Raw genomic sequence first — 24,893 nt, forward strand, 5'->3', positions numbered from 1 at the left:
ATTGATTAACTACTAGTTAATTCCGTCCAGTAACGCTCATAAACTTCCTCAAATGGCCCCACTGGGCTAATGCGTTCACATTTATCTAAAATTGAAGATGGAGGATATAGATTTTCATTAGTTTTTATTTGTTTTGGTAATTGTTCAAATGCAGCATTATTAGGAGTAGAAATCTTCAGCCGTTCGCTTGTGGTAGCTGCTACTTCTGGTTGTAAAATAAAATTAATCCAGGCATAAGCTCCATCTAAATTGGGCGCTGATTTGGGAATAACAATTGTATCAGTCCATAGTGAAGAACCACTACGGGGAATAACATACTTCAGTTTAGGATTTTCCTTAATGACTTTGGTAGCATCAGCTGAGTAACACATTGCTAATGCCAAATCACCTGCTAAGATTTGATTGCGCCAAGCATCAGTGTCAAAAGCAGCGATCGCTGGTTTGAGTGTACTTAACTTTTCATAAGCTTGTTTAATTTGGGCTTCATTTTGCGAGTTATAGGAATAACCTAACATCCGCAACACCGCACCTATAACCTCACGGACATCATTGAGTAAAGTTATACGCTTACTGAGGAGCTTTTGATTTTTCCATAGATATTCCCAGTCTTCTGGTGCTTCTTTGAGAATTTCCGAATTATAGATTAAACCCGTTGTGCCCCAATTGAAAGGAATACTATAGCGGTTTTTAGGGTCATAACTAGGATTTTGAAATTGTGGGAATAAATTATCTAATCCAACTAGGCGATCGTGTTTTAATTCACTTAACAAACCCCTTTCTACCATCTTCTGTACCATATAATCAGATGGGTAAATTAGGCTATAAGTACCGCCACCTCCAGCTAAGAGTTTAGCTAGCATTACTTCATTAGAATCATAGACATCAACAAGCGCCTTCATACCAGTTTGGGCGCTAAAAGTTTGTAATAGTTTCTGATCGGAATACTGTGTCCAAGTATAAAGATATAATTGGTCACTGCGAGCAGAAGGATTAGAAGCTTTGACATCAGCTAACCTCCAGCCACAACTTGCTAAAGATAAACTGGAAAGTGCTGTGATTCCTTGTAGAAATTTTCTTCTATTAGTCATTAGTCATTAGTCATTTGATTAATAGCCAAACAATCACTTTCCGCCCACCAAGCATAAATAGGTGTTTCACGGTCTGGTAAATTACCAAATGTATTAGGTTGTAAAACATTAATATTAATGCCGTTAATTAATTGGACAAGATAATTAACGTGAGTTCCTAAATACATGACATTTATCAGCCTTCCTTCAAAACAGTTATTGAGCGAACTAGGCGGATAAAGGGAAAGTTGAATTTTTTCTGGTCGTACACTTACAACTACAGATTTTAATAATTCTGCGGGTGTATCTTCATTCCGGGCAACTACAATCGTGAGTCCAGTTTTGGTAACAATTTGAATATATTCAGCTTCTAATACGGTGATTTCACCACTAAACAAATTAGTATCACCGATAAAATCGGCGACAAAGGAAGTTTTAGGACGTTCGTAAATCTCTTGGGGAGTACCAATTTGTTCAATTTTCCCCTGGTTCATCACCGCAATGCGATCGCTTAAAGATAACGCCTCCTCTTGGTCATGAGTTACCATAATAAAGGTCAAACCCAGGTTTTTATGTAAATTTGATAACTCAACCTGCATTTCCTTACGTAACTTTAAATCCAACGCCCCTAAAGGTTCATCTAGTAACACCACAGCCGGACGATTCACCAAAGCCCTAGCCAAAGCAACGCGCTGCTGTTGACCACCGGACAGTTGACTAGGAAAGCGCGATCGCAAACTTTCCATTTTTACCAGTTTTAAAGCCTCTTTAACTCTGCTTTCTACTTCTGATTTCCGGGATTTCTTCAGCCGCAACCCGAAAGCAACATTATCCCAGACGTTAAGGTGATTAAATAGAGCGTAACTTTGAAATACTGTATTAACTGGTCGGCGGTAAGGGGGAATATTGGTCATCGGCTGACCCTGAATCAATAATTTACCAGCATCAACTTGTTCAAATCCGGCTATTAAACGTAGTGTCGTTGTCTTACCACAACCAGAAGGGCCGAGAATACTAAAGAATTCCCCTTGTTTTACATCTAAGTCCACTCCATGTACCGCCGGTTCTTGGTTGAAAAACTTGAACACGTTACGTAGTTCAACATCGAGGGGTAGAAGTGTTTTTACGCCCCTGGGATTCTGCGTGACAGTTTGAGCCATATTCATCAGTAGAATGCCGTGATCTTACGAGATTTTGTGTATTAATGTAGTCGATTAAGCAAACTCTTCATAGCCTTTGGTTCATTGTAGTCTGCTAAAAAGATTTGTTTATAAATACACTGACTAGATTGTTACAAGTTGAAGAGGTGTAGGAATTTTTGGGAATTATATACAAGTTACCGACTTTTTGGGAATTTTTACCTGTCTTATGCCTCTGCACTGTATATTTATACCTAATCACAGACCACTCATCTTGTTGTACCCGCTTCTTTTGCCATTGGTGGAGTGACCTATGATAAGTAGAATCGTCCCAGGTTCAAATATGGAATCAGACCGTAGCGTTATCATTCATCCTCGTCACACTTGCTTGCTGCTTCTACTCCCAATAGATAAAGATGCAGAGACTACATTAACAGGGCAATTACCCATTACCAATCAACACTAACCATGCAAAAAACAAAATGCAGGACTAGTTCAAGATGTACAGAACTGATTTAAAATAACTTGCCATAGCTAGATTTATTAGGTGCTATCACCCTAAATAGGGTAATAAAAATATAGGACAATTAACTGCATACAAATATTATTATCTAAGCAATTCTCTAATTATTATGGCTTTATTGCAACCATCTCCACTACTGGGTAAAAAAGATAAACGAACTGTTGGCAGGGGTTTTCAGTCTACGTTTTTGATTATATTTACCCTGCTAATGACGACGGGAATTAGTGCGCGGTTAGTATACTTACAAATTATTGAAGGCTCCCAATTTAAGCGCAAGGCCGAGTCAAACCGGGTTCGGGTCATCCCTAAACAACCAGAAAGGGGTAATATTTTTGACCGCAATGGCAAACTTTTAGCCAGTACACGTTATCCTCGTTCTATTTATCTGTGGCCGATGGCTCACACTAAAGCCTCTTGGTCGGTGGTGGGGCCACGTCTGGCAAAAATTTTGGAGATTCCCCAAGAGGAAATCGAAAAGAAATTAGAAGAGGCTGGTGCTAACTCTTCTTCACTCATTCGCATTGCTCGTAATTTGGATGAAGCCCAAATCACCGCTATCAAGGAATATGAAAGTGAACTTAAAGATGTAGAAATACACACGGAAGCTGTGCGCTACTATCCCCACGGAAGAGAATTGGCTCATGTTTTAGGTTATACGCGAGAGTTGACAGCTGAACAGTTAAAAGCTAGGAAGCAAGAAGGCTATCGCCTTGGTGATGTGATTGGTCAAATGGGCGTGGAAAAAGCCTATGAGAAATCACTGCGGGGTGAATGGGGTGGTCAACAAGTAGAAGTTGATGGGGCTGGTAGACCGTTGCGGGTTTTAGGCGAGAAACAAGCTAAAGCTGGTAATGATATACGTTTAACCATAGATTTAGATATGCAGAAAGCAGCAGAGAAAGCATTAGGCGATCGCAACGGGACAATCATCGCCCTAGACCCGAAAAACGGTGCTGTCCTAGCAATGGTATCTCACCCCACTTTTGACCCCAACATTTTCTCCAAGCAAAGGCTGACTCAAAAAGACTGGGAATCTGTCCAAGGTGAAGACCATCCTCTGGTCAATCGTGCTTTGAGTGCTTTTCCACCTGCTAGTACTTTTAAAGTTGTCACGATGACGGCTGGTTTAGAATCAGGTAAATTTTCTCCCAGCACAATATTACAGACATACGGTTCTCTAACTATCGGTGGAACCCGATTTGGGGAATGGAATCACGCCGGGTTTGGGCCTTTAGGTTTCGTTGGTGCTATGCAGTGGAGTAGTGATACTTTCTTCTATCAAATTGGTAGAGGAATTGGCGGCCCCACCTTGATTGAATGGACGCGTAAATATGGGTTTGGTCAGAGAACAGGCTTTGAGTTTGTTTCCGAAGAAGCTAAAGGTGCTGTACCAGATGAGACATGGAAACAAAAAGTCTGGAAAATGCCTTGGACTGTTGGCGACACAATTAATATGTCCATTGGTCAAGGCGCGTTATTAACTACTCCCTTACAAGTTGCGGTTATGTTTGCTGTACCAGCAAATGGTGGCTACCGTGTCCAACCGCATTTGCTCAAAGATAATGAAGAAGCTAGAAGCTGGCGAGAGCTTGTACAGATGAAACCGACCACTTTGAAACTTTTGCGCGAGAGTTTACGTAAGGTAATTTCTGATGGTACCGGGAAAGTTTTACATCAGCCGACAATTCCCCCAGTCGCCGGTAAAAGTGGGACTGCTGAAGCTTGGAAGGGAAGAGTCAAACAAAATCATGCTTGGTTTGGGGCTTACGCTCCTGCTGATAAGCCGGAAATTTTGATTGTCGCCTTTGCCGAACATTCTGGCGGCGGCGGTGGTAGCGTTGCTGCACCAATGATACTTAAAGTGATGGAAGACTATTTTCAACGCAAATATCCTGGCAAATATCAAAAGCCAGCCACTACAGAAGCAGCAAAAACCAGATAATACTAATTCCCAATAAAGAAGCTTAGGGGTAAGACCGTTTACCTTACCCCTAAACTTCCTTTTAATTACAAATTACAAATTATGAATTAGCCTTAACGTTTTTGAGTGGCGATCGCTAATTTTGCTCCCTGTACCTGACGTACTTGATCCATGATGGCCACTACCTTACCATGTCCTACTCTTTCATCAGCATTAATAACTACTAGGGCTTCCTGGTTAGCACCAACTAGGTTACGTAACTGTCCCGCCACAGCATCAACTAGAATCGGTTGACGATTCAAGCTAACCGCCCCTTGTTCATCTACCGTGATCGTAATCTTTGCAGGTACTTGCTGTTGTTTTGCCGTTGCCGCTTTTGGTAAATTAACTGGCAAGCCTTCTGAACGAGTTAAAAACAGCGTAGACATGATAAAAAATGTCAAAATCGCAAAAATCACATCGATCATCGGCACAATGTTGATCTGTGCTGGAATATCTGGCTCATCTTGTAGACGCATAAGTCCTCTCTCCTCTTTCGTAGCGGCGGCGGTAAAGTAATTCTAATTGACCGCCATACTCCTGAAATAGTGCCATCTGTCTGGTGTAAAGTCCCCGAAAGGAGTTGGCAAAAAACAGTGTGAATATTGCCACTACCAATCCTGCTGCTGTAGATACTAAAGCTTCACTAATACCCGCCGTCACACCTGCGGTTTTTGTCCCTCCCACATCACCAATATCTAAAGAAGCGAAGGAAGTAATCAAACCTAACACTGTACCCAGCAAACCTAAGAGCGGTGCTAAACCGATAATTGTGTCGAAAATATTTTGAAATCGCTTGAGTACGGGGATTTCGGCTTGAGCTTCGCTTTCTAGCGCCAGGCGAAATTCCTCCGGTGTTGGTTCTTCTAATTCCAAAGCCGATAAAAAGACACGCGCCAGTGGTAAATCTACATTTTTTCTGAGTTTATCTATTGCGCCAACTACATTATCTAGCCGATAGAGGTTCAACACATCTCTAACTACGCGCTGTTGGCGATTGTTGATTTTTAGCCAAAATCTGGCACGCTCAACAATCAATGCTACTCCCAACACAGAAAAACCTAACAGAGGCCACATGACTACGCCGCCTGCTGCAAAAAGATTTTGGATTCCCATTTACTGCCTCATCATGAATCAAAAACCAGATTAGCAGAATCCTCTGGTAAATTGATACTCTTTGTCAAGAGTACCTCAAATATGATGCAAATTATTCTCAAATTCTTGAGGTTGTATTCAGCATCAATTGCATCATAAATATTGACAAGAGTCATGGGGAGAGTATCTGTAAAGTTACTCCCAAGGCTTTTTATGCTAAATCAGAATACTTAAGAATCTGGTTTTTAGATTGGATATGCCGTAAACTTGTGCAAACTTCCACACATCGCTTGAGAATTTGATTTTCTATTGTCAATGTTAATATCTTAACTATTGATAATTAATAGCAAAAAATGTACTTAACAGTGAGTAATGATAAATTCGCAGATGGTAATTTTTGAGTTTGTTAGGACTTACGCACCCAGATTTTCTGTTGAGGCCGGGTGTAAAGGTTTCAAACATTTATACCCCTAAACCCCTATACCCTTACACCCTTCTTCCAAGTCTTGATATTTCGTTTTCATGCGTAAGTCCTATTTGTTATCAATTGCGTAATTTCTATGCTTGCTAAATGTCATCTTTTCCCTACTCCCTGGTATATTACTCATGACCTATGGTCAACATCAGCGATAACATAGGTATTTAAAGGAACTTTGCAAATCCAATGTGGTGTGAGGAGTCGGGTGATGAAGTATTTACCTTATTTAGTGGCAATTGTGGGAACTAGTTCTGCTTTGAGTCTCGTGATTAATACTCAACCAGTACAAGCGCAAGTTGCATATGGTAGCTATGTCGGTGTTGGACCAACTGTTGGTTTGACCGATAGTATCCAAGTTGGTGGGGTGCTAGCTTTCCGCTACAAACTGCTAGAATCACCAATTTCTTTTCGCGCTCAAGCTTTAGTTGGACAAAATACCGCAGTCGTACCTACAGTATCCTATGACCTCCCTTTAAATTGGCAAACAGATGCTTACTTAGGCGCGGGATTAGTTTTAACTGGCGGTAATAGTGCTTCTCCTGTCGGTGACAAAATTAGTTTTGCCCTACAACCCGGTATTGATTATGTCGTTCCTAACAGTAATACTGTGTTGTTTGGTAATGCCATCATCGCCTTTGATGCTTATCGTAACGGTGGCGGCGCAGCTGTCTCTGTTCAAGGTGGTGTAGGTTTGAGGTTTTAAATACATAGCAACAAAGTATGAAAACAAAAAACCTGAGTCTTGCTATGGACGCAGAGGCATAAGAGTATAAGCATTCAAACACCTGGTACTCTTATATCTTTGCGTCCACTTATCATGACCTTGCAGCATCAATATCTAATGATTTTGCTAGGGAAAATCTTACTGTCTATGATACACATCAATTTTTTACTATTGAATAACTTCTATCAATAGAAAACTGCGGTAAATATTTATAAGAAAAAGTTTACAAAGTTTAATAGAATAGATTCATTCACCAATAAGTATTTTTGCTTAATAACATGATGGCGGATGGATTTCCTTGGCTGACCGCGATTATATTACTACCACTCGTTGCTTCTGCATTTATTCCCCTGCTGCCTGATAAAGAAGGTAAGCTCGTGCGATGGTATGCCTTGGGTGTAGGAATCGCGGATTTTGTTTTGATGTGCTATACCTTTTGGCACCATTACGATGCAAGCAGTGCGACTTTTCAACTAGTGGAGAAATATGATTGGGTACCTCAGATAGGTTTTAGCTGGGCGGTCTCAGTCGATGGAATATCCATGCCACTAGTGTTGCTGGCAGGATTTGTGACGACCCTTTCTATGTTGGCTGCATGGCAAGTTAATCTCAAGCCTCGCCTGTTTTATTTCTTAATGTTGGTGTTGTATTCTGCCCAAATCGGGGTATTTGTCGCCCAAGATTTGCTGTTATTCTTCATTATGTGGGAACTGGAATTGGTTCCTGTTTACTTGCTTGTCTCGATTTGGGGCGGACAGAAACGCCGCTACGCTGCGACAAAGTTCTTGCTTTATACAGCAGCAGCTTCAATTTTCATCTTAATCGCTGGGCTGGCAATGGCTCTCCACGGCGATAATACTACTTTCGATATTGTCGAACTCGGTGCGAAAAACTATCCTCTGGCTTTAGAGTTATTACTTTATGCTGGATTACTAATTGCCTTTGGTGTGAAGCTGGCAATTTTTCCCTTACACACCTGGTTGCCTGATGCCCACGGTGAAGCTTCAGCACCTGTATCGATGATTTTGGCAGGGGTGCTTCTAAAAATGGGTGGTTACGGACTAATTCGCCTGAATTTGGAATTACTGCCAGACGCTCATATTTACTTTGCTCCAGTGTTAGCAACTTTGGGTGTAATCAATATTATCTATGGCGGTTTGAACTCCTTTGCTCAAACTCATATGAAGCGCCGCCTTGCTTATTCTTCCGTTTCCCACATGGGGTTTGTGCTGCTGGGTATTGCCTCTTTCACCGATGTGGGTGTGAGTGGTGCTATGCTGCAAATGCTTTCACACGGTTTGATTGCGGCGGTGTTGTTCTTCTTGGCTGGTGTAACATACGATCGCACCCATACAATGGCGATGGATAATTTGGGTGGTATCGGTCAAGCTATGCCCAAAGTGTTCGCTTTGTTTACCGCCGGCACAATGGCATCTTTGGCACTTCCAGGAATGAGTGGCTTTGTCAGCGAACTTAAGGTGTTTATTGGTGTTACCACTAGCGACATTTACAGTCCGACATTCTGCACCGTTATGGTATTCCTCGCCGCAGTAGGAGTTATCTTAACGCCGATTTATCTACTGTCTATGTTGAGACAAGTATTTTACGGCACTGGTGCAGAACTCAGTTGCAATATTAACAATGGTGCTTACGAGAACCAGGAAGATGAAGGAACAGCTTGCTTTGGTACAGACTGTCTCTTACCAGGGGAAGCTGTATACAGAGATGCCAGTATCCGGGAAGTATTTATTGCTGCGTCCTTCTTGGTGTTGATTATTGGTGTAGGTGTCTATCCTAAAATCGCTACGCAACTTTACGATGTGAAAACCGTAGCAGTTAATACTCAGGTACGCCAATCCTATACCCAAATTGCCCAAAGCAATCCTCAGATATATGCTAAAGGTTTCTTTGCTCCCAAAATTGTAGAGCCTGAAGTCATGGCGGTTTCGGGAATGATCAAATAATCCCATCATTTAGATAATAAGTTAGGCGATCGCTTCTTTGTGGGGCGATCGTTTTTTCTTTGGTTTTATTGATAATTCGGCTCTTAAAATAAAGATAAACTTACCTTTCCATAAGTATTATGAGTATCGCTACTACTAAACGTTTCACCGTAGCTGAATATCACCGTCTAATTGAACTCGGCTTTTTTGCTGAAAATGACCGATTTGAGCTAATTACAGGAGAAATAGTTCAGATGACATATAAGGGTAAACCTCATGCAGTTTGCGAAACTCGTTTAGAGAGGGAACTATACAAGTTGGTAGGAGATATGGCAACTCTACGAGGACAACAACCAATTACATTATCAAATTATAGTGAGCCGGAACCAGATAGAGTAATTGTTAAAAATCGAGATGATGATTATCTTACTTCTCACCCTAATGCTGTTGATATATTACTGTTAATTGAAATTGCAGATTCATCTTTGAAATATGACCAAGAAATTAAATTACCTGTTTATGCTGAAGCAGGTATTGTCGATTATTGGATATTTAATTTAGTAGATAAATGTCTTGAGTGTTATAGCGAACCTTATCAGGATTTGCAAGGTAGGTTTGGATATCGAAGTAAGTTAGTTTATCTACCAAATGAGTCGGTTAATTTACCAATTTTTTCTGATTTAGTTCTGAATTTATCAAAGGTTTTTCCTAGTTAGGGTATCTCGACTAAAGCCCTTGCTGTAAAATTTAAATCAATCCTTCCATCGCTTGTTGTAGATTATTTGTTAAATCAGCAACAGCTTGTCTTGCACCTAAACGACTCTCTTTATACTTGGGATACAAATCCGATACAGATAGCGGTTCACCAATAGTAATCTTGACTTTTTGCTTGCCTAACTTGGGGCGATTAAAAGATTTTGTACCTTGGATTTTTGCTAACATCTGCCAAACAATTAACACTGTTTCCGCAAACCTTTCTACTGTTGGTTTTTCGCGGATATAATTACCGGAAACAGCCACGAAACTTTCAACTAATCTCATATGCCACATTCTGGCGTTAGCTTCTTCTGCAACTCTATCGCCTAATGCCCGTTCAACGGCAGATAATCCTTTAATATCTTTGTAATCTTCCCTAAATATATAATTCCACCCGGCTTGCTCTACCCGGCGACAGCGATCGCTTAATTGTCCCTTTGGTTGTAAATTAAAATACTGCTCTGCTATTTCTAATGCAGCATTTAACAAGGCTTGTAAGCGTAATTTCAAGGCTTCATTACGATTATCGCTCGCCCCTTCCGTTACTGGAGATAACTTGAGATGATAAAACCGCGTGTAAAACTGTTCCATCAAAGACAGCAGATGTTCTGCCAAAGTCAACAAACGCGGGTAAAGTGACTCCAAATCAGGAACTTGGGTTTTAGTGCTTGTATCTACAGGTAAACCGCTAGCCACAGCCAACTCATCTAAAAGTTGGGCGATCGCTTGCCAAGGTGCATCAACGTAACTATATTTAATCCCAACTGGTACAATTAAAACCTGCTCGGTACGTCCGGCTTTGTGCAAATCTTCAGCACACCAAAAACCCATTTGGGCAATACCTGGTTCTAATGGGCTAATCATTTCCGATAAACCATTAGTAGCACCTTCTGGGGCAGCCGCCATCGGAAATTTGCCATTGGCGAACAAATCCCGCGCCGAACGTAACCCTGTCCAGTCAGCCTTACCCCTCTGTATGGGAGTCCCACCCAACTGAGATGCAAGCCAACCAACATAGTCACCAGCCCAGAGGGGAATGCCGCGATCGTAGATAAAATGAGCATGAATGGGAGATTGTAGTGCTATACCCTGCTGTCGTGCTACCCTTGGCACGAGTTGTGAAAGCAAATAAACCAAAGAAAATGGATCTTCCGTTTGTGGATGGCGAAACGCCAGTAAAAAGCGAATTTTACCCCCTTGAAACTCGCGGTAGAGATTTGCTAAAACCTCAGCATTGTCTGCTTCAATTTGGTTAATGGCTGTTTGAGAACGAATCCAAGTTGGTAGAAACAGGTGAACAAATCGCAGAAGTAAGGGATTAAAGGCTGGGGGGATAAATTTTAGAGGTGGTTGTGCTTGGTAAATCATGGGGACTGGGGATTGGGGACTGGGGATTGGGGACTGGGGACTGGAGATTGGGATTGGGATTGGGATTGAATCTAAAATTCTTACCCCTACACCCCTATACCCCTATACCCCTACACCCTTATTAGGAATAACCTATATTTTGTAATTCATAGTTCATGTTCGATATTTCGTAATTGAGTTGATACAGAAGTTAGTGATTTTGCAATTAGGAGTCAAGGAATAAACGATGCGACTGTCACAAATGTTATTCGTTACACTACGGGATGATCCGGCTGATGCGGAGATTCCTAGCCATAAGTTGTTACTACGTGCAGGCTACATTCGTCGCATCGGTAGCGGTATTTATGCGTATCTCCCCCTGATGTGGCGAGTACTGCAAAAGGTTTCTCAAATTGTGCGGGAAGAAATGAACGCGGCAGGCGCACAAGAATGTCTGTTACCCCAGTTACAGCCGTCGGAGTTGTGGAAGGAGTCGGGACGCTGGGATACTTATACTAAAGCCGAGGGAATTATGTTTTCCCTAATTGACCGCCGCGAACAACAATTAGGGTTAGGGCCGACGCACGAAGAAGTAATTACAGCGATCGCTCGTGATATGATTCGCTCTTACCGTCAGCTACCCCTACATCTATATCAATTGCAAACCAAGTTCCGCGATGAAATACGTCCCCGGTTTGGTTTGATGCGCGGACGGGAATTTATTATGAAGGATGGCTATTCTTTCCACGTCGATGAAGACAGCCTGAAAAAAACCTACCAAGATATGTACCAAGCCTACAGCAATATGCTACGGCGCGCGGGTTTAGCGTTTCGTCCGGTAGAAGCTGATTCTGGTGCAATTGGTGGTTCTGGTTCTACAGAATTTATGGTGTTGGCGGAAGCTGGGGAAGACGAAGTTCTCTACACCGATGATGGGAAATACGCCGCTAATGTGGAAAAAGCGGTTTCTTTACCTGCGGATGCGGAACCGTCACAGTTTACAGCTTTTGAAAAGCGAGAAACACCAGGAACAGAAACTATTGAAAAAGTTACTCAATTTCTCAAAGCTTCTCCTACCCAGATAGTGAAAAATGTTCTCTACCAAACGGTTTATGACAATGGTGTAACAGTTTTGGTACTGGTAATTATTCGTGGTGATCAAGAAGTTAACGAAGTTAAGTTACAGAATGAATTGACGAAATTAGCTCCTAATTACGGTGCAAAGGCAATTATTAACCTCACCGTTCCCAGTGCAGAAAACCAACAAACATGGACAGCAAAATCTTTACCTTTGGGCTATATTGCACCGGATATTGCTGATGAGTATATTGCTGCAAATAAACAAATTCATCCTAAATTTGTCCGGTTCGTTGATAAAACCGCCGTTGATTTAAAAAACTTCATTACAGGTGCAAATGAAGCTGGTTATCACGTTGTGGGTGCGAATTGGGGCGAACAATTTCCCCTACCAGAAATTGTTGTAGATGTGCGTAAAGCCAGGCCAGGCGATCGCGCTATTCATGACTCAACCCAAATCTTAAAAAGTGCCAGAGGAATTGAAGTCGGTCATATCTTCCAATTAGGTACTAAATATTCCCAAGCCTTAGGCGCAACCTATACCAATGAACAAGGTGAAGAAAAACCCCTGGTGATGGGTTGCTACGGTGTGGGTGTATCGCGGTTAGCCCAATCAGCCGTGGAACAATCTTATGACAAAGATGGCATTATCTGGCCCGTGGCGATCGCTCCTTATCATGCAATTGTGACAATTCCTAACATTAACGATGCTCAACAGGTAGAAATTGCGGAAAGGCTTTACACTGAACTGAATCAATCAGGGGTAGAAACTTTATTAGATGACCGTAATGAAAGAGCCGGAGTCAAATTCAAAGACGCTGATCTAATCGGTATTCCTTACAGAATTGTTACCGGACGAGCAATTACTAACGGTAAAGTTGAAATTGTAGAAAGGGCAACTCGCCAATCTCAAGAAATCCCCATTGATGAAGTTATTACCACACTCCAGCAGTGGATTAAAGCCGCAATAGAGCAGAAAAATTAAATTATGAGGAAATGAGACTATTTATTACTCTCATTTCCTCTGTATCTCTCATTCAACTGTTGAAAACTTGAAGAAATCATAACATTTACAGATTTACATAATTTGATAGGTGACGAATTCCCAACACTAATTCTAAAATGAATAATAAATAAAAATTTATAATCCAGAATTCAGAAAGACAGGTTAATTCCTATCAGCTAATTCTAGACAATAAATATATAATTTAGTGAAGGTGTGAAACCAGATATATTAACCCATCAATCATCATAGAAGTCTTGTTTCAGAATGACTTTTGAGCTTTGAACTCTCAACAGAGAAAGTGCAGCACTTGAATCTACAGAGTTATCTTTCAGGTTTTTGGAAACTCTCCATTTGTCAGCATCGTCCTTAACCAGGCTGCTCTTCACAACAAGACTACCTTTAGGAATTACCCATGAGAAGCAAAACCTATGGTTTGGGCAAAGGGTATAGGAATTTAGGGGTACAGGGGTATAGGTTTCAAAACCCTTACACCCTTACACCCTTACACCCTCGACTCCAAAAATAATCTCTGTGTAAGTCCTGTTTCAGCCCCCAGTCAGGAAGGTTTTAAATATGAATAACCAACAAGGATCTAACCGTATATCTTCAGGTGTAATTGCAGCAGTCTCAGCCGCAGTTGTAACGGTTGCTGGCGGCGTGGCTTGGATAACTGCCAACTCTCATAATAATCCCACACCATCAAATCCCTCTCAACGTGTCCAAGAACCAGGACAGCCAACAACCAAACAGCCAGGTAACGAGCAAACTGCTAGTGTTTATTGGCTCAAACCAAAGGGCGATAGCATAGATTTAGTTCCCCAAAGAGTGAGAGTAGCTGCTGTACAGCCGAATCAAGTTTTAGAAAAAGCTTTCCAAAATTTATTAGCAGGGCCGACAGAAGGAACAGACTCCACTACTATCCCCAAAGGTACTAAGTTATTAGGACTAAAAGTAGAAAATAATGATGAGGTACACGTTAATTTATCTGAAGATTTCACCAGTGGCGGCGGTAGTACCTCAATGATGGGTCGTGTTGGTCAAGTAGTCTATACTGCCACAAGTTTAAACCCCAATGCCAAAGTGTACATTGAGGTAAATAGTAAACCATTGGAAGTTTTAGGTGGTGAAGGCGTAGTCTTAGATCAGCCCCTAACCCGTGACAGCTTTAAGAAAGATTATCCACTTTAGTCAATGGTCAATGGTCAATAGTCAACAAATTCAGACTATGGACTAATGACTAATTTTTATTTAGCACCCTAAAATTACGGGCTTGCTGTTCTAACCTTGTAGCAAGGCGATCGCAAACCCGATTACACAACTCAAAAATCATCTCGTCTTCCACCCGGTAGTAAGCACTAGTTCCTTCACTGCGACGGCTGAGGATTCCAGCTTGCCACATTACTTTTAGGTGTTTAGACACATTGGCCTGGGAAGTCTGGGTTGCGTCTACCAATTCCTGTACACACTTTTCTTCATCCCGTAGTAAATGCAACAGCCGCAGACGCATCGGCTCACTTAGAAGGCTGAAGTATTCGGCTACTTGTTGCACCACTTCTTGAGATACAGGCAACGCTTGTTTCATCAGGATTGATCCGCAGGACTGACAACTTTACCAATGACTCACTGCTAGTAATTTAAGTTGCTAGCGGTCAATTTTATGGCTGGTAATGGGTAATGGGTAATGAGTAAAATCTTTCTCAATTACCAATTAGCGATTACCAGTTACCAATTACCAAACATAACTAGCAACTTGAGTTAGTAATGACTCACCTATATACATTAATACTTAATCTGGTTTAATTCTCATCAAAGGTTGATTATATTCTACAGGTTCGCCGTTTTGGACGAGAATTTCGATCACTTGCCCAGAAACATCAGCCTCAATTTCATTCATCAGCTTCATCGCTTCGATGATGCAGACGGTTTGACCTTGACGGATGCGATCGCCGACTTCCACAAATGCGGCTTCACCTGGTGCAGGAGCGCGGTAAAATGTTCCCACCATTGGGGAAGGCACTTCTGCTAATTTTTGGTCAATGATTTTTGCTCCTGGCTGTGAGCCGGAACTCGTGACCGCATGATCGGCTACACGGCTTGTTCCCACCTCTGGAGCCGGAGTTGGGGCAGGATGGGCAACAATCGGTACAGCCGATGGCAATCCCGAACCTACCACACCACTCAAAGGTGCTGTCACAACCGGCACAACACTGTTATTAACACCAACAGCTTTACGTACTGTTAGTTCAAAGTCGTCGCTTTTGAGCGTTACTTCCGCAATATCTGTTTGTGCAATAGTTGTCAGCAGTTGACGGATTTCATTAAAGTCCAATGGCACAGTTTTTATTACCTCGACCAGTCCGTAAATAAAGAATTTTTCATACCAACTCTCCAAAATCCATATACTATTAAGACTCAGAAACCTTAAGGGAATCTAGTTTTTTGAATTTTGAATTTTGAATTTTGAATTGGCCCAAGTGTGGCAGGGATTTAATCCCTGAAATAGGGATTGAAATCGGGATTTGTTCTCGGATGAGACGAAACCTATTCCCTGCCTAAATATTTATCGTCACGGGTATCAATTTTGATACGTTCTCCTTGAGAGATAAACAAAGGAACCATTACAGTTGCACCAGTTTCGACAATTGCTGGTTTCGTGCCACCTGTAGCCGTGTCACCCTTAACACCTGGATCAGTTTGTATAACTTCCAAGACTACAGAGTTAGCCAGTTCCACCTCTAGCACTTGCTCACCCCAACGAATAACGTTCACTTCCATACCTTCTTTAAGGTATTTGACGCGATCGCCAATTTGTGATGCGCTGAGTCGTCCTTCTTCATAGCTTTCCATATCCATAAAGACGAACTCATCGCCCTCTTTATAGGTATGCTGCATTGTAATTTTTTCTAAAGTAGCTTGTGGAACAGTTTCCCCAGCCCGGAAGGTTTTTTCTAAAACCTTGCCGCTTTGGACGTTCTTCAAAGTTGTCCGGACAAAGGCAGAACCCTTACCTGGCTTAACGTGAAGGAAATCTATCACTCGCCATACAGACCCATCTAAGACAATGGATACACCAGGTCGAAAATCGTTACTAGAAATCATGAAGCTTTCAAGTGTTGGAAGACAATCGGCATTTATTGTACCCTTCAAGGGTCTTAATTAGGTAATTAGTCAGTAGTCGGTGTTAGTTGTCATTAGTCCCCAATCCCCAAATACTACTCATGACTCGTACTGTGGGAAGATGATTGATGGGTTACGCCTAGTCAACAATTTGATGCTGCATTGAGCTATTCCATGTTGAATTTATTTAAATCCTGGCTGAAGAACAGCCTCATGGCAATACTGTTAGTAACAATATTTTTAGGCATAAATACAGCTGGCTGGACTCCTTCCAGTAACGCCGCCTTGCCATCTGGAAATGCGATTACTGACGGTAGAGCTTTATTGCGGTATGCACTCCCAATAAATAATAAGCCGGTACGCGAACTGCAAGCCAGTTTAGAAGATATTTCTGCCCAACTGCGTGCAAATCGCCGATGGGGTGCTGTCTCCAAAGACCTGAGTAAAGCATCCCGCATTCTTGATAAACCTTCACAAATCCTAACAAGCGTTCCGGAAGAACGCCAAACTCAAGCTGAAACTTGGATTAATGAATTAAAAACTGGTGTAGCAAAAGTTCAAGAAATTGCACAATCCAAAGATAAAGAACAAGTTCTACTAGAGAGAGCTAAATTACTTAATTTAGTCTCTCTTATAGAAGAATCAATGGTGAAGGAATTTCCTTTTGAAGTTCCAGAAGAGTATATTAACCTCCCTCAACTTAAAGGACGCGCCACCATAGCGATTAAAACCAACAAAGGTGATTTAACTGTTGTGGTTGATGGTTACAGCGCCCCTGTAACGGCGGGAAACTTTGTAGATTTAGTGCAACGGGGTTTCTATAATGGGTTAGAATTTACCCGTTCTGAAGAATCTTACGTTCTACAAACCGGAGATCCCCCAGGCAAAGAACAGGGTTTTATTGATCCCAAAACAGGCAAATATCGGGCTATCCCTCTAGAAATTCTGGTAGAAGGTGATAAAAAACCAACTTACGGGATCACCTTAGAAGACGCTGGACGCTATCTAGATATGCCAGTATTACCCTTTTCTTCCTTTGGTGCATTAGCAATGGCTCGTCCTGAAACCGAAGCCGATGGTGCGTCTTCCCAAGTCTTCTTCTTCTTATTTGAACCAGAACTCACCCCAGCCGGACGTAACCTCTTAGATGGTCGTTACTCAGTTTTTGGCTATCTCATAGAAGGCAGAGACATTTTAGATACACTAAAAGCCGGTGACAAAATCGAATCAGCAACCGTTGTTCAGGGACTAGACAATTTAGTACAACCCCAATCAGCCTAATACCAGTTCTCTATGAAGTTGCGCCAAATAAATGATGTAGAGACGTTGCCTACAACGTCTCTACAGTACAGAATAAGGTTCATCTTCATCAAGAAACGGTATAAGTATATTTCTGAGTTCTAAGTTATTAGGACTTACGCATGAAAACGAAATATCAGGGTTTTGAATAAGGATGTAAGGGTATAAGTCTTAACAGATAACCTGTTTGCGTAAGTCCTAGTTCAGAGTGAGAAGGCAATAAACAATACTCAGTTGTTACTTGTCTTTCTCTCTCATCCCTCATTCCTTCCAATGACCACAGTTAAAGATATTGGCGAACAAGGACTATTGAAAATATTGCAGCGCTTTTGTCCACCAGAAATTATTGGTGATGATGCGGCGGTGTTGGTGACAGAACCAGAGCAGTCTTTAGTTGTCACTACAGATATGCTGGTTGATGGGGTGCATTTTAGCGATGTCACAACTTCCCCAGAAGATGCGGGATGGCGTGCTGCGGCTGCGAATTTGTCAGATTTAGCGGCGATGGGTGCTACTCCTTTGGGTATTACTATTGCGTTGGCGCTTCCTGGGGATTTGAGCGTGAGTTGGGTAGAACGCTTATACCAAGGAATTACAGAATGCCTACAAAAATACAATACTCCCATTGTTGGTGGAGATGTGGTGCGATCGCCTATCACTACTCTATCCATTACCGCTTTTGGTCAAGTCCACCCCAATAGGATTATCCGCCGTTCTACTGCTCAAGTTGGGGATGCGATCGCAGTTACAGGTATTCACGGAGCCTCCCATGCGGGTTTAAAGTTGCTTCTAGACCCCAAAACAGGAAAAGACCTTACCCCCGAAGAAAAGGCGGCTTTAATTAAAGCCCACCAGCGTCCCCAGCCACGTTTAGATGTTCTTCCCTATCTCTGGCAAATCTCCCAATCTCCATTCCCTATCACCGGTATGGATAGCAGCGATGGTTTAGCGGATGCTGTACTACAAATCTGCCGAACCAGTGGTGTTGGTGCTGTTATAGAAAGCGACCAAATACCCCTACCAACAGCCTTCAACCACTGGCTAACACCAGAACAAGCTTTAAATTATGCTTTATACGGCGGTGAAGATTTTGAATTAGTGTTGTGTTTACCACCAGACCTAGCAAAAACCCTAGTACAAAATTTGGGTCAAAGTGCAGCTATTATTGGCACCATTACATCAGATACCGACGTGATACTGCACCATCGAAACACAAAAATCCCTGACCAAGTACTCACCCTCAGTCAGGGATTTCAACATTTTAGTCACTAGGATTAATTGCTAGTTGTCACTGCTTAGTAATACTAAACACAACTAACAACTAACAATTGACCAAATTAACTTAAACCCATTTTTCAGCCACTAATTCTGCCAAGTCAAGAACGCGTTGGCTGTAACCCCATTCGTTGTCATACCAGGCCATAACTTTCACGAGATCATTACCCATAACTAGGGTCAAGCTAGCATCAACGATAGAGGAAGCGTCAGTTCCTTGATAATCAGACGATACCAATTGCAGTTCGCTGTAGTCCAGAATGCCTTTCAGTGGGCCTTCAGACGCGTCTTTGAGGGCTTGGTTGACTTCTTCAGTAATAGTACGCTTCTCAACCTGAACTACGAAATCTACCATTGAGACGTTCGGGGTAGGTACGCGCAAGGCAACGCCATTCAGCTTGCCTTTGAGTTCTGGGATAACTAATGCGACTGCTTTCGCCGCACCGGTGGAGGTAGGGACGATGTTGATGGCTGCTGCCCTTGCCCGGCGTAAATCACGGTGAGAAGCATCTAATAAGCGCTGATCACCTGTGTAGCTATGGGTCGTTGTCATGCTGCCTTTGATGATCCCGAATTTGTCGTTCAGAACCTTAGCGATGGGAGCTAGACAGTTGGTTGTACAACTAGCATTACTGATAATGTGATGTACGTTGTGATCATAGTCGTGATGATTTACACCAATCACAAAAGTGCCGTCCTCGTTTTTACCGGGGGCTGTGATCAAAACTTTCTTAGCTCCAGCATTAACGTGCTTTAACGCACCTTCTTTGCTAGTAAATACCCCAGTTGATTCGATAATTAAATCAATTTCCCATTCCTTCCAGGGCAAGTTTTCTGGATTGCGATCAGATACGCATTTAATGGTCTTACCGTTAACGGTGATAGAGTTATCATCAGCCGTAATGTCAACATTCTTTAACTTCCCAAGCATCGAGTCATACTTTAGGAGGTGAGCATTAGTTCTCGGATCTGATGTGTCGTTAACAGCTACAAGCTCGATATTACTATTTTCTCGTCCCAGCCAGCAGCGTGCAAAGTTACGCCCAATACGACCAAAACCGTTGATTGCGACTCTAATCACAGTGTCTTGCCCTCTGTATATATGCCTATAAGTTGATATCTTTGACCCCAATCATATCGCAAAGGGGGAGGGTATTTATAACCATAAAGTGTTAGATCCAAAAAAAAACACATATTTTATTCAGAATCTTCTGAGTAAAGCTTGTGATCAGCGATGTAGGATCTCACATCTTCGGGAACTAAATAACGAATTGACTTCCCTACTCGATAAAGTTTACGAATTAAACTTGACGAAACTCCCACTAAGGGTATATGCAGTAAGTGCCAGTGAATAGTATTTGACTGTTTTCTCAATTGCTGCTTCACTTGCTTGCAGATTAACTCACTTTGAGCTATATTCTCACCACCTACCAATCGGGGTGCGATTAACCAATCACACATTGGTGCTAATTCCTGCCCACGGTACCAACGAGGTAAAGTTTGGAAAGTATCCAAGCCTACTATCCAGTACCAGTGAGTATTTGGGAAACAAACAGATAAGTCGGTCAAGGTGTTAATCGCGTAAGAAACTCCTGAGCGATTTTTTTCCACAGAGGAAACAGTAAACGCTGGGTTATCTTGTGTAGCTAATTGCAGCATTGCTAGGCGATGTCTAAAAGCAGATGCTTTTTTATGAGGAGGATTTAGTGATGGCACCCAAATTACTTTTTCTATTGATATCTGCTGCAAAGCTGCCTCAGCTATGAGCAAGTGTCCCCAATGAATCGGATCAAATGTGCCACCAAAAATTGCCAGGTGCTGCATGGTTATACCTTGGCTATCTGCAATTGAAAATGATTTTCATCGCCAATATGAGATTTTAATAAATTCATGCCTTGGCTTGATGAAATATTAGAACAGGTTTCGCTACGAATGTAGTCATCATGTAGCCAACACCAGTAAGGAATCGGAAAATATGTATTTGACATTACAAGAATTTCTTTCCCGATATGACGAAAATTTACAGAATAATCATAGAAACAGTATAGAAATAGCAAAAACCTCTAACCAAGGTAAAATCATTCTCAATAATCTAAATCTCAGTAGAAATTCCTTAGAAATTCATTCCTGAAAAAGATATAGGAGTAGTTACAGTAAAAATCCAAATCCTGTTATGATACGCGTGTTATTTGTGATTGATGGTGTGGTGTGGTGATAAGAGGAGTAATCAATGAATAATAGTGTAGATTTCGGCGGTAGACCATTTCATTTTATCGGAATCGGCGGTATAGGGATGTCTGCCCTGGCATACGTTCTTGCAAAACGCCAGTTGCCAGTGTCAGGTTCTGACCTTCGTCCTAATCATATTACGCGCAAGTTGGAATCTATCGGCGCGCATATTTTTAGTAGACAAGAAGCGAGTAATCTTGAATTCTTTGGCTCTAAAGTTAGCTCTACTGAAATAGAATTAAATACACAAGAAATGTTTCCGCTTGGCAAGTCAACATTGCCTCAAGTGGTTTGTTCAACAGCAATTAACTCGAATAATTTAGAATACCAAGCAGCAATAGAATTAGGATGCCCAATTTTACATCGTTCAGATGTACTAGCGGCTTTAATTAACGATTATCATAGTGTTGCCGTAGCAGGAACTCATGGCAAAACGACAACTAGTAGCATGATTGGTTATATGTTACTAGAAGCGGGTTTAGATCCAACAATCATTGTTGGTGGAGAAGTAAATGCTTGGGAAGGCAATGCCAGATTAGGACAAAGTCCTTATTTAGTAGCTGAGGCAGACGAATCAGATGGCTCCCTGGTCAAACACGCTCCAGAAATTGGTATTATCACTAATATTGAATTAGATCATCCTGACCATTACGACACCTTAGAAGAAGTCGTTGATATCTTTCAAACATTTGCCAAGGGTTGTAAAACCTTAATTGGTAGTGTTGATTGTGCAACAGTGCGCGAGTTGCTTCGCACCGCCGCCAGCGATCGCCAACAACCAACTATCACTTATAGTCTTCATCAAGATACAGAAGCTGATTACACCGTTACTAATATTGACTGCCGTGCTGACGGTACCACTGCTTTAGTCTGGGAAAAAGGCAAAGCATTAGGTGTACTGAAACTAAAATTACTCAGTCGTCATAATCTAAGTAATGCTCTAGCCGCAGTAGCTGTTGGTCGTCTAGTGGGTCTAGAATTTGGGGAAATCGCCAAAGGTATCGCTGGTTTTGAAGGCGCAAGACGACGCTTTGAATTCCGTGGCGAAGTCGATGGTATTACCTTCATAGATGATTACGCCCATCACCCCAGCGAAATCCGGGCTACATTGGCTGCTGCGAGGCTTCAAGCTAGACCAGGACAAAGAGTAGTAGCTATCTTTCAACCCCACCGTTATAGTCGCACCTTGACCTTTTTAGAAGAATTCTCTGAGTCTTTCAGTCATGCCGATTTGGTAGTACTGACTGATATTTACAGTGCAGGGGAGCCCAATTTAGGACTAATTAGTGGTGAACAGTTGGCAGAAAAAATTGCTCAAGAACACCCACAGGTAGTTTATCAACCAACTTTATCTACAGTGTGTGAGTATTTATTAAAAAATCTCCGCCCTGGTGACTTGGCTTTATTCCTGGGTGCAGGAAATTTAAATCAGGCAATTCCCGAAATCATTACCACACTGTGCGAACCTGCGACAGCCACATTGTGAGGACACTCACCAATGAAGGCTTTTATCTAAGCCAAGTGTTTACTTAGCAACAGTTTTATCGAAATTGCTGTAGTTGTACGGCAGATAAATGTAAAAATTTCACAATTAATTGATGTAAAGATGAAAATTTCCCAGGCAGTTGGAAACGCCTGTACAGTTCCTGCTTCCAATGTAGAGACACACAATAACAATCCTTCAAGAGAAAGTAAAATTATTTACTTACCCGGTACTAATTGCGAGATTAAGTCTCAAGCTCTGTTATCCGCATTTACTTCTTATAGAGTCGGGGGAGCAGCTGAACTGTATGTTGCCCCTCGCAATATAGAAGCATTGCAAGCCAGCCTCAAATATGCACAAGAGCATAACCTCAGAGTAACAACTCTCGGTGCAGGTTCTAACTTGTTAGTGAGCGATCGCGGCATCTCAGGCTTGGTCATTGCTACTCGTCATCTACGTTACAATCGTTTTGACCACCAAACCGGTCAAGTAACTGTAGCAGCCGGAGAATCAATTCCTAGTTTGGCATGGGAAATAGCAAAGCTGGGATGGCAAGGGTTTGAGTGGGCTGTAGGTATCCCTGGAACCGTTGGTGGTGCTGTAGTGATGAATGCCGGAGCGCATAATAGCTGTATCGCAGATATATTAGTTAGCGCTCAAGTACTTTCGCCTGATGGCACAATAGAAACACTCACTCCTGAAGAATTGGGTTATGGGTATCGTACTTCATTACTACAAGGTAGCAATCGCGTAGTCACCCAAGCCACATTCCAACTGCAACCAGGCTTTGATCCTGCCTACATCACAGCCACAACCAGAGAACACAAGCAGATGCGGTTAACCACTCAACCCTACAACTTCCCCAGTTGTGGTAGTGTGTTCCGCAACCCCAAACCTTATTCGGCAGGCTGGTTAATCGAACAATCAGGATTAAAAGGCTATCAAATAGGTGGCGCACAAGTAGCGCATCTCCACGCTAATTTTATAGTTAATCGCGGAGGAGCCAAAGCTAACGATATTTTCTGCCTCATCCGCCATATCCAGCAGGAAGTCCAAGAACGCTGGTCAATTTTATTAGAGCCAGAAGTCAAAATGCTGGGTGAATTTCAGGCGGCGTGAGGAATGGGGTAATGCTGAGATAGGGCTATGGGAGTAATGCCAAGAAAAAAACATAGTTTTTGTTCTTGTCCTCCCATTTACCCCTCCCCAGTCCCTAAAGTTTTGGTAAAAAAAGAGGCAAACTGCCCACCACATCTATAATTGAATTTGATTTGTTATTCAACGCACACGCGGACTATCAATTATGACAGGAAAAGGACAAGGATTCGGCTTCGGCTTGGGAAAAATGAAAGAACTGGCCGAAGCTTTCAAAAAAGCACAACAAGTTCAAGAAGGTGCAAAACGACTCCAAGAAGAATTGGAGCAAATGGAAATTCTGGGAGAAGCTGGCGGTGGACTTGTGAAGGTAATTGTCAGTGGCAACCAAGAACCAAAGCGAGTAGAAATTTCCCCAGATGCTTTAGCACAGGGGGCAGATTTACTTTCCGACTTGGTAACAGCTGCAATGAAAGATGCTTATATCAAGTCTACAGCCACGATGCGAGAACGCATGGAAGACTTAACCAGTGGGTTAGAACTACCTGGATTTTAGTCACTAGTCATTAGTCATTAGTCAATGGTCATATAGTCAACAAATTTGGAAACTATAGACTTTGGACTACTGACTTTTGACTTGGTTTGAGGTGATTTTTCTATATTTATAACCTGTTATAATTACGAGTTGAGTTGGCGTTACTCTTTTGTGCAAAAAGCTGTAAGAATGCTTTGCCAGCTTGAAGATTACTAGGAATTATCAATTATCACTTATGCCTTACAAACTGCTGTTTGTCTGCTTGGGGAATATCTGTCGCTCACCATCGGCAGAGAATATTATGAACCATCTGATTGAGCAGGCAGGTTTAAGCAATAGTATTATTTGTGACTCGGCTGGTACTTCTAGTTATCACATTGGTAGTTCACCTGACCGAAGGATGAGTGCTGCTGCTGTTACGAAGTTAGGAATTAAACTGCGGGGACAGGCTAGACAATTTGTCAAATCTGACTTCCAAGAATTTGACCTAATTCTAGCTATGGATCGAGACAACTATGACAACATTATTGCGCTTGACCATACTGGACAGTATCACAACAAAGTCAGTTTAATGTGTGAGTTTTGTTCGCGCCATAACCTGAAGGAAGTTCCAGATCCTTACTATGGCGGGACAGAAGGGTTTAATCAGGTGATTGATTTGCTGGTTGATGCCTGTGAGGGTTTACTGCAACATATTACCAGCCAGTAACTAGAAGCATAACTAGCAACTTGAACTAGATACAGA

Annotated in this window: 24 protein-coding genes; 13 read left to right on the forward strand and 11 right to left on the reverse strand. The window is 42.0% G+C overall.

Annotated elements, in window-relative coordinates:
- Positions 1-5: 5 nt before the first annotated feature.
- Entirely contained in the window at positions 6-1,088 is a 1,083-nt protein-coding gene (locus GSQ19_RS16825; protein WP_011319086.1) for a polyamine ABC transporter substrate-binding protein, read from the reverse strand.
- Positions 1,088-2,233, reverse strand: coding sequence for an ABC transporter ATP-binding protein (locus tag GSQ19_RS16830; RefSeq protein WP_011319087.1), 1,146 nt, complete (start codon positions 2,231-2,233; stop codon positions 1,088-1,090). Before GSQ19_RS16830 ends, GSQ19_RS16825 begins: the two co-directional genes overlap by 1 nt.
- Positions 2,234-2,519: 286 nt before the next feature.
- Between GSQ19_RS16830 and GSQ19_RS16835 the strand changes: the two genes are divergently transcribed.
- Together GSQ19_RS16835 and mrdA are read left to right on the forward strand one after the other, a co-directional pair.
- Positions 2,520-2,672, forward strand: a complete 153-nt coding sequence (locus GSQ19_RS16835; RefSeq protein ID WP_153228411.1) for a hypothetical protein — start codon at positions 2,520-2,522, stop codon at positions 2,670-2,672.
- Between the two features lie 166 nt (positions 2,673-2,838).
- Positions 2,839-4,671 (forward strand): penicillin-binding protein 2, encoded by a 1,833-nt coding sequence (mrdA, locus tag GSQ19_RS16840; RefSeq protein ID WP_011319088.1) that lies wholly within the window; start codon positions 2,839-2,841, stop codon positions 4,669-4,671.
- 92 nt (positions 4,672-4,763) lie between these two features.
- On the opposite strand, the gene GSQ19_RS16845 is transcribed toward mrdA, so the two are convergent.
- Both GSQ19_RS16845 and GSQ19_RS16850 read right to left on the reverse strand, forming a co-directional pair.
- Entirely contained in the window at positions 4,764-5,168 is a 405-nt protein-coding gene (locus GSQ19_RS16845; RefSeq protein WP_011319089.1) for an ExbD/TolR family protein, read from the reverse strand.
- Positions 5,152-5,805 carry a MotA/TolQ/ExbB proton channel family protein gene (locus tag GSQ19_RS16850; protein WP_011319090.1) on the reverse strand — a complete coding sequence of 218 codons (654 nt, stop codon included), beginning with the start codon at positions 5,803-5,805 and terminating at the stop codon, positions 5,152-5,154. The genes GSQ19_RS16845 and GSQ19_RS16850 overlap by 17 nt, the downstream gene beginning before the upstream one ends.
- A 665-nt stretch (positions 5,806-6,470) precedes the next feature.
- Here GSQ19_RS16850 and GSQ19_RS16855 point away from each other — a divergent pair.
- From GSQ19_RS16855 to GSQ19_RS16865, 3 genes are all read left to right on the forward strand, one after another.
- Positions 6,471-6,965 carry a hypothetical protein gene (locus tag GSQ19_RS16855; protein WP_011319091.1) on the forward strand — a complete coding sequence of 165 codons (495 nt, stop codon included), beginning with the start codon at positions 6,471-6,473 and terminating at the stop codon, positions 6,963-6,965.
- A gap of 299 nt (positions 6,966-7,264) precedes the next feature.
- The gene (locus GSQ19_RS16860) at positions 7,265-8,950 is read left to right on the forward strand and encodes an NAD(P)H-quinone oxidoreductase subunit 4 (protein WP_011319092.1); all 1,686 of its coding nucleotides are present in this window, start codon (positions 7,265-7,267) and stop codon (positions 8,948-8,950) included.
- A gap of 119 nt (positions 8,951-9,069) precedes the next feature.
- Positions 9,070-9,645 (forward strand): Uma2 family endonuclease, encoded by a 576-nt coding sequence (locus GSQ19_RS16865; protein WP_011319093.1) that lies wholly within the window; start codon positions 9,070-9,072, stop codon positions 9,643-9,645.
- Between the two features lie 31 nt (positions 9,646-9,676).
- On the opposite strand, the gene GSQ19_RS16870 is transcribed toward GSQ19_RS16865, so the two are convergent.
- The gene (locus tag GSQ19_RS16870; RefSeq protein WP_011319094.1) at positions 9,677-11,053 is read right to left on the reverse strand and encodes a lysophospholipid acyltransferase family protein; all 1,377 of its coding nucleotides are present in this window, start codon (positions 11,051-11,053) and stop codon (positions 9,677-9,679) included.
- A gap of 226 nt (positions 11,054-11,279) precedes the next feature.
- Between GSQ19_RS16870 and GSQ19_RS16875 the strand changes: the two genes are divergently transcribed.
- Together GSQ19_RS16875 and GSQ19_RS16880 are read left to right on the forward strand one after the other, a co-directional pair.
- Positions 11,280-13,094, forward strand: coding sequence for a proline--tRNA ligase (locus tag GSQ19_RS16875; RefSeq protein ID WP_011319095.1), 1,815 nt, complete (start codon positions 11,280-11,282; stop codon positions 13,092-13,094).
- A 594-nt stretch (positions 13,095-13,688) separates the two neighbouring features.
- Positions 13,689-14,303, forward strand: coding sequence for a GerMN domain-containing protein (locus GSQ19_RS16880; RefSeq protein WP_011319096.1), 615 nt, complete (start codon positions 13,689-13,691; stop codon positions 14,301-14,303).
- Between the two features lie 49 nt (positions 14,304-14,352).
- On the opposite strand, the gene GSQ19_RS16885 is transcribed toward GSQ19_RS16880, so the two are convergent.
- From GSQ19_RS16885 to efp, 3 genes are all read right to left on the reverse strand, one after another.
- A complete protein-coding gene (locus GSQ19_RS16885; RefSeq protein ID WP_011319097.1) occupies positions 14,353-14,697 on the reverse strand; it encodes an ArsR/SmtB family transcription factor in 345 nt (114 codons plus the stop codon).
- A gap of 204 nt (positions 14,698-14,901) precedes the next feature.
- Positions 14,902-15,450 carry an acetyl-CoA carboxylase biotin carboxyl carrier protein gene (accB, locus tag GSQ19_RS16890; protein WP_011319098.1) on the reverse strand — a complete coding sequence of 183 codons (549 nt, stop codon included), beginning with the start codon at positions 15,448-15,450 and terminating at the stop codon, positions 14,902-14,904.
- A gap of 206 nt (positions 15,451-15,656) precedes the next feature.
- The gene (gene efp / locus GSQ19_RS16895; protein ID WP_011319099.1) at positions 15,657-16,214 is read right to left on the reverse strand and encodes an elongation factor P; all 558 of its coding nucleotides are present in this window, start codon (positions 16,212-16,214) and stop codon (positions 15,657-15,659) included.
- A gap of 192 nt (positions 16,215-16,406) precedes the next feature.
- Between efp and GSQ19_RS16900 the strand changes: the two genes are divergently transcribed.
- Together GSQ19_RS16900 and thiL are read left to right on the forward strand one after the other, a co-directional pair.
- Positions 16,407-17,513, forward strand: coding sequence for a peptidylprolyl isomerase (locus GSQ19_RS16900; RefSeq protein ID WP_011319100.1), 1,107 nt, complete (start codon positions 16,407-16,409; stop codon positions 17,511-17,513).
- Between the two features lie 291 nt (positions 17,514-17,804).
- Positions 17,805-18,803, forward strand: a complete 999-nt coding sequence (thiL, locus tag GSQ19_RS16905; protein WP_011319101.1) for a thiamine-phosphate kinase — start codon at positions 17,805-17,807, stop codon at positions 18,801-18,803.
- A 70-nt stretch (positions 18,804-18,873) separates the two neighbouring features.
- Here the strand turns inward: thiL and GSQ19_RS16910 are convergent, their stop codons facing one another.
- From GSQ19_RS16910 to GSQ19_RS16920, 3 genes are all read right to left on the reverse strand, one after another.
- A complete protein-coding gene (locus GSQ19_RS16910) occupies positions 18,874-19,887 on the reverse strand; it encodes a type I glyceraldehyde-3-phosphate dehydrogenase (RefSeq protein WP_011319102.1) in 1,014 nt (337 codons plus the stop codon).
- Between the two features lie 116 nt (positions 19,888-20,003).
- Positions 20,004-20,630 carry a nicotinate (nicotinamide) nucleotide adenylyltransferase gene (gene nadD / locus GSQ19_RS16915; protein WP_011319103.1) on the reverse strand — a complete coding sequence of 209 codons (627 nt, stop codon included), beginning with the start codon at positions 20,628-20,630 and terminating at the stop codon, positions 20,004-20,006.
- A gap of 2 nt (positions 20,631-20,632) precedes the next feature.
- Positions 20,633-20,794: a hypothetical protein gene (locus tag GSQ19_RS16920; protein WP_153228461.1), complete on the reverse strand. Its 162-nt coding sequence runs from the start codon at positions 20,792-20,794 to the stop codon at positions 20,633-20,635.
- 242 nt (positions 20,795-21,036) lie between these two features.
- Between GSQ19_RS16920 and murC the strand changes: the two genes are divergently transcribed.
- The 4 genes from murC to GSQ19_RS16940 all read left to right on the forward strand — a co-directional run bounded on the left by murC (position 21,037) and on the right by GSQ19_RS16940 (position 24,857).
- A complete protein-coding gene (murC, locus tag GSQ19_RS16925) occupies positions 21,037-22,521 on the forward strand; it encodes a UDP-N-acetylmuramate--L-alanine ligase (RefSeq protein WP_011319104.1) in 1,485 nt (494 codons plus the stop codon).
- Positions 22,522-22,641: 120 nt separating this feature from the next.
- A complete protein-coding gene (murB, locus tag GSQ19_RS16930; RefSeq protein WP_011319105.1) occupies positions 22,642-23,637 on the forward strand; it encodes a UDP-N-acetylmuramate dehydrogenase in 996 nt (331 codons plus the stop codon).
- A 184-nt stretch (positions 23,638-23,821) separates the two neighbouring features.
- Positions 23,822-24,169, forward strand: coding sequence for a YbaB/EbfC family nucleoid-associated protein (locus tag GSQ19_RS16935; protein ID WP_011319106.1), 348 nt, complete (start codon positions 23,822-23,824; stop codon positions 24,167-24,169).
- A 214-nt stretch (positions 24,170-24,383) separates the two neighbouring features.
- A complete protein-coding gene (locus GSQ19_RS16940) occupies positions 24,384-24,857 on the forward strand; it encodes a low molecular weight protein-tyrosine-phosphatase (RefSeq protein WP_011319107.1) in 474 nt (157 codons plus the stop codon).
- Positions 24,858-24,893: the final 36 nt, after the last annotated feature.

It is taken from the genome of Trichormus variabilis 0441, from assembly GCF_009856605.1.
Taxonomy (GTDB): domain Bacteria; phylum Cyanobacteriota; class Cyanobacteriia; order Cyanobacteriales; family Nostocaceae; genus Trichormus; species Trichormus variabilis.

Bases quoted from the DNA above. Each gene is read 5' to 3' on its own strand.
- murC (WP_011319104.1), top strand. From the start codon at position 21,037: ATGAATAATAGTGTAGATTTCGGCGGTAGACCATTTCATTTTATCGGA.
- GSQ19_RS16940 (WP_011319107.1), top strand. From the start codon at position 24,384: ATGCCTTACAAACTGCTGTTTGTCTGCTTGGGGAATATCTGTCGCTCA.
- GSQ19_RS16850 (WP_011319090.1), bottom strand. From the start codon at position 5,805: ATGGGAATCCAAAATCTTTTTGCAGCAGGCGGCGTAGTCATGTGGCCT.
- efp (WP_011319099.1), bottom strand. From the start codon at position 16,214: ATGATTTCTAGTAACGATTTTCGACCTGGTGTATCCATTGTCTTAGAT.
- murB (WP_011319105.1), top strand. From the start codon at position 22,642: ATGAAAATTTCCCAGGCAGTTGGAAACGCCTGTACAGTTCCTGCTTCC.
- GSQ19_RS16875 (WP_011319095.1), top strand. From the start codon at position 11,280: ATGCGACTGTCACAAATGTTATTCGTTACACTACGGGATGATCCGGCT.
- GSQ19_RS16885 (WP_011319097.1), bottom strand. From the start codon at position 14,697: ATGAAACAAGCGTTGCCTGTATCTCAAGAAGTGGTGCAACAAGTAGCC.
- GSQ19_RS16830 (WP_011319087.1), bottom strand. From the start codon at position 2,233: ATGAATATGGCTCAAACTGTCACGCAGAATCCCAGGGGCGTAAAAACA.
- GSQ19_RS16860 (WP_011319092.1), top strand. From the start codon at position 7,265: ATGATGGCGGATGGATTTCCTTGGCTGACCGCGATTATATTACTACCA.
- mrdA (WP_011319088.1), top strand. From the start codon at position 2,839: ATGGCTTTATTGCAACCATCTCCACTACTGGGTAAAAAAGATAAACGA.
- GSQ19_RS16935 (WP_011319106.1), top strand. From the start codon at position 23,822: ATGACAGGAAAAGGACAAGGATTCGGCTTCGGCTTGGGAAAAATGAAA.
- GSQ19_RS16900 (WP_011319100.1), top strand. From the start codon at position 16,407: ATGTTGAATTTATTTAAATCCTGGCTGAAGAACAGCCTCATGGCAATA.
- GSQ19_RS16880 (WP_011319096.1), top strand. From the start codon at position 13,689: ATGAATAACCAACAAGGATCTAACCGTATATCTTCAGGTGTAATTGCA.
- GSQ19_RS16920 (WP_153228461.1), bottom strand. From the start codon at position 20,794: ATGTCAAATACATATTTTCCGATTCCTTACTGGTGTTGGCTACATGAT.
- GSQ19_RS16825 (WP_011319086.1), bottom strand. From the start codon at position 1,088: ATGACTAATAGAAGAAAATTTCTACAAGGAATCACAGCACTTTCCAGT.
- GSQ19_RS16845 (WP_011319089.1), bottom strand. From the start codon at position 5,168: ATGCGTCTACAAGATGAGCCAGATATTCCAGCACAGATCAACATTGTG.
- GSQ19_RS16865 (WP_011319093.1), top strand. From the start codon at position 9,070: ATGAGTATCGCTACTACTAAACGTTTCACCGTAGCTGAATATCACCGT.
- thiL (WP_011319101.1), top strand. From the start codon at position 17,805: ATGACCACAGTTAAAGATATTGGCGAACAAGGACTATTGAAAATATTG.
- nadD (WP_011319103.1), bottom strand. From the start codon at position 20,630: ATGCAGCACCTGGCAATTTTTGGTGGCACATTTGATCCGATTCATTGG.
- GSQ19_RS16855 (WP_011319091.1), top strand. From the start codon at position 6,471: ATGAAGTATTTACCTTATTTAGTGGCAATTGTGGGAACTAGTTCTGCT.
- GSQ19_RS16835 (WP_153228411.1), top strand. From the start codon at position 2,520: ATGATAAGTAGAATCGTCCCAGGTTCAAATATGGAATCAGACCGTAGC.
- GSQ19_RS16870 (WP_011319094.1), bottom strand. From the start codon at position 11,053: ATGATTTACCAAGCACAACCACCTCTAAAATTTATCCCCCCAGCCTTT.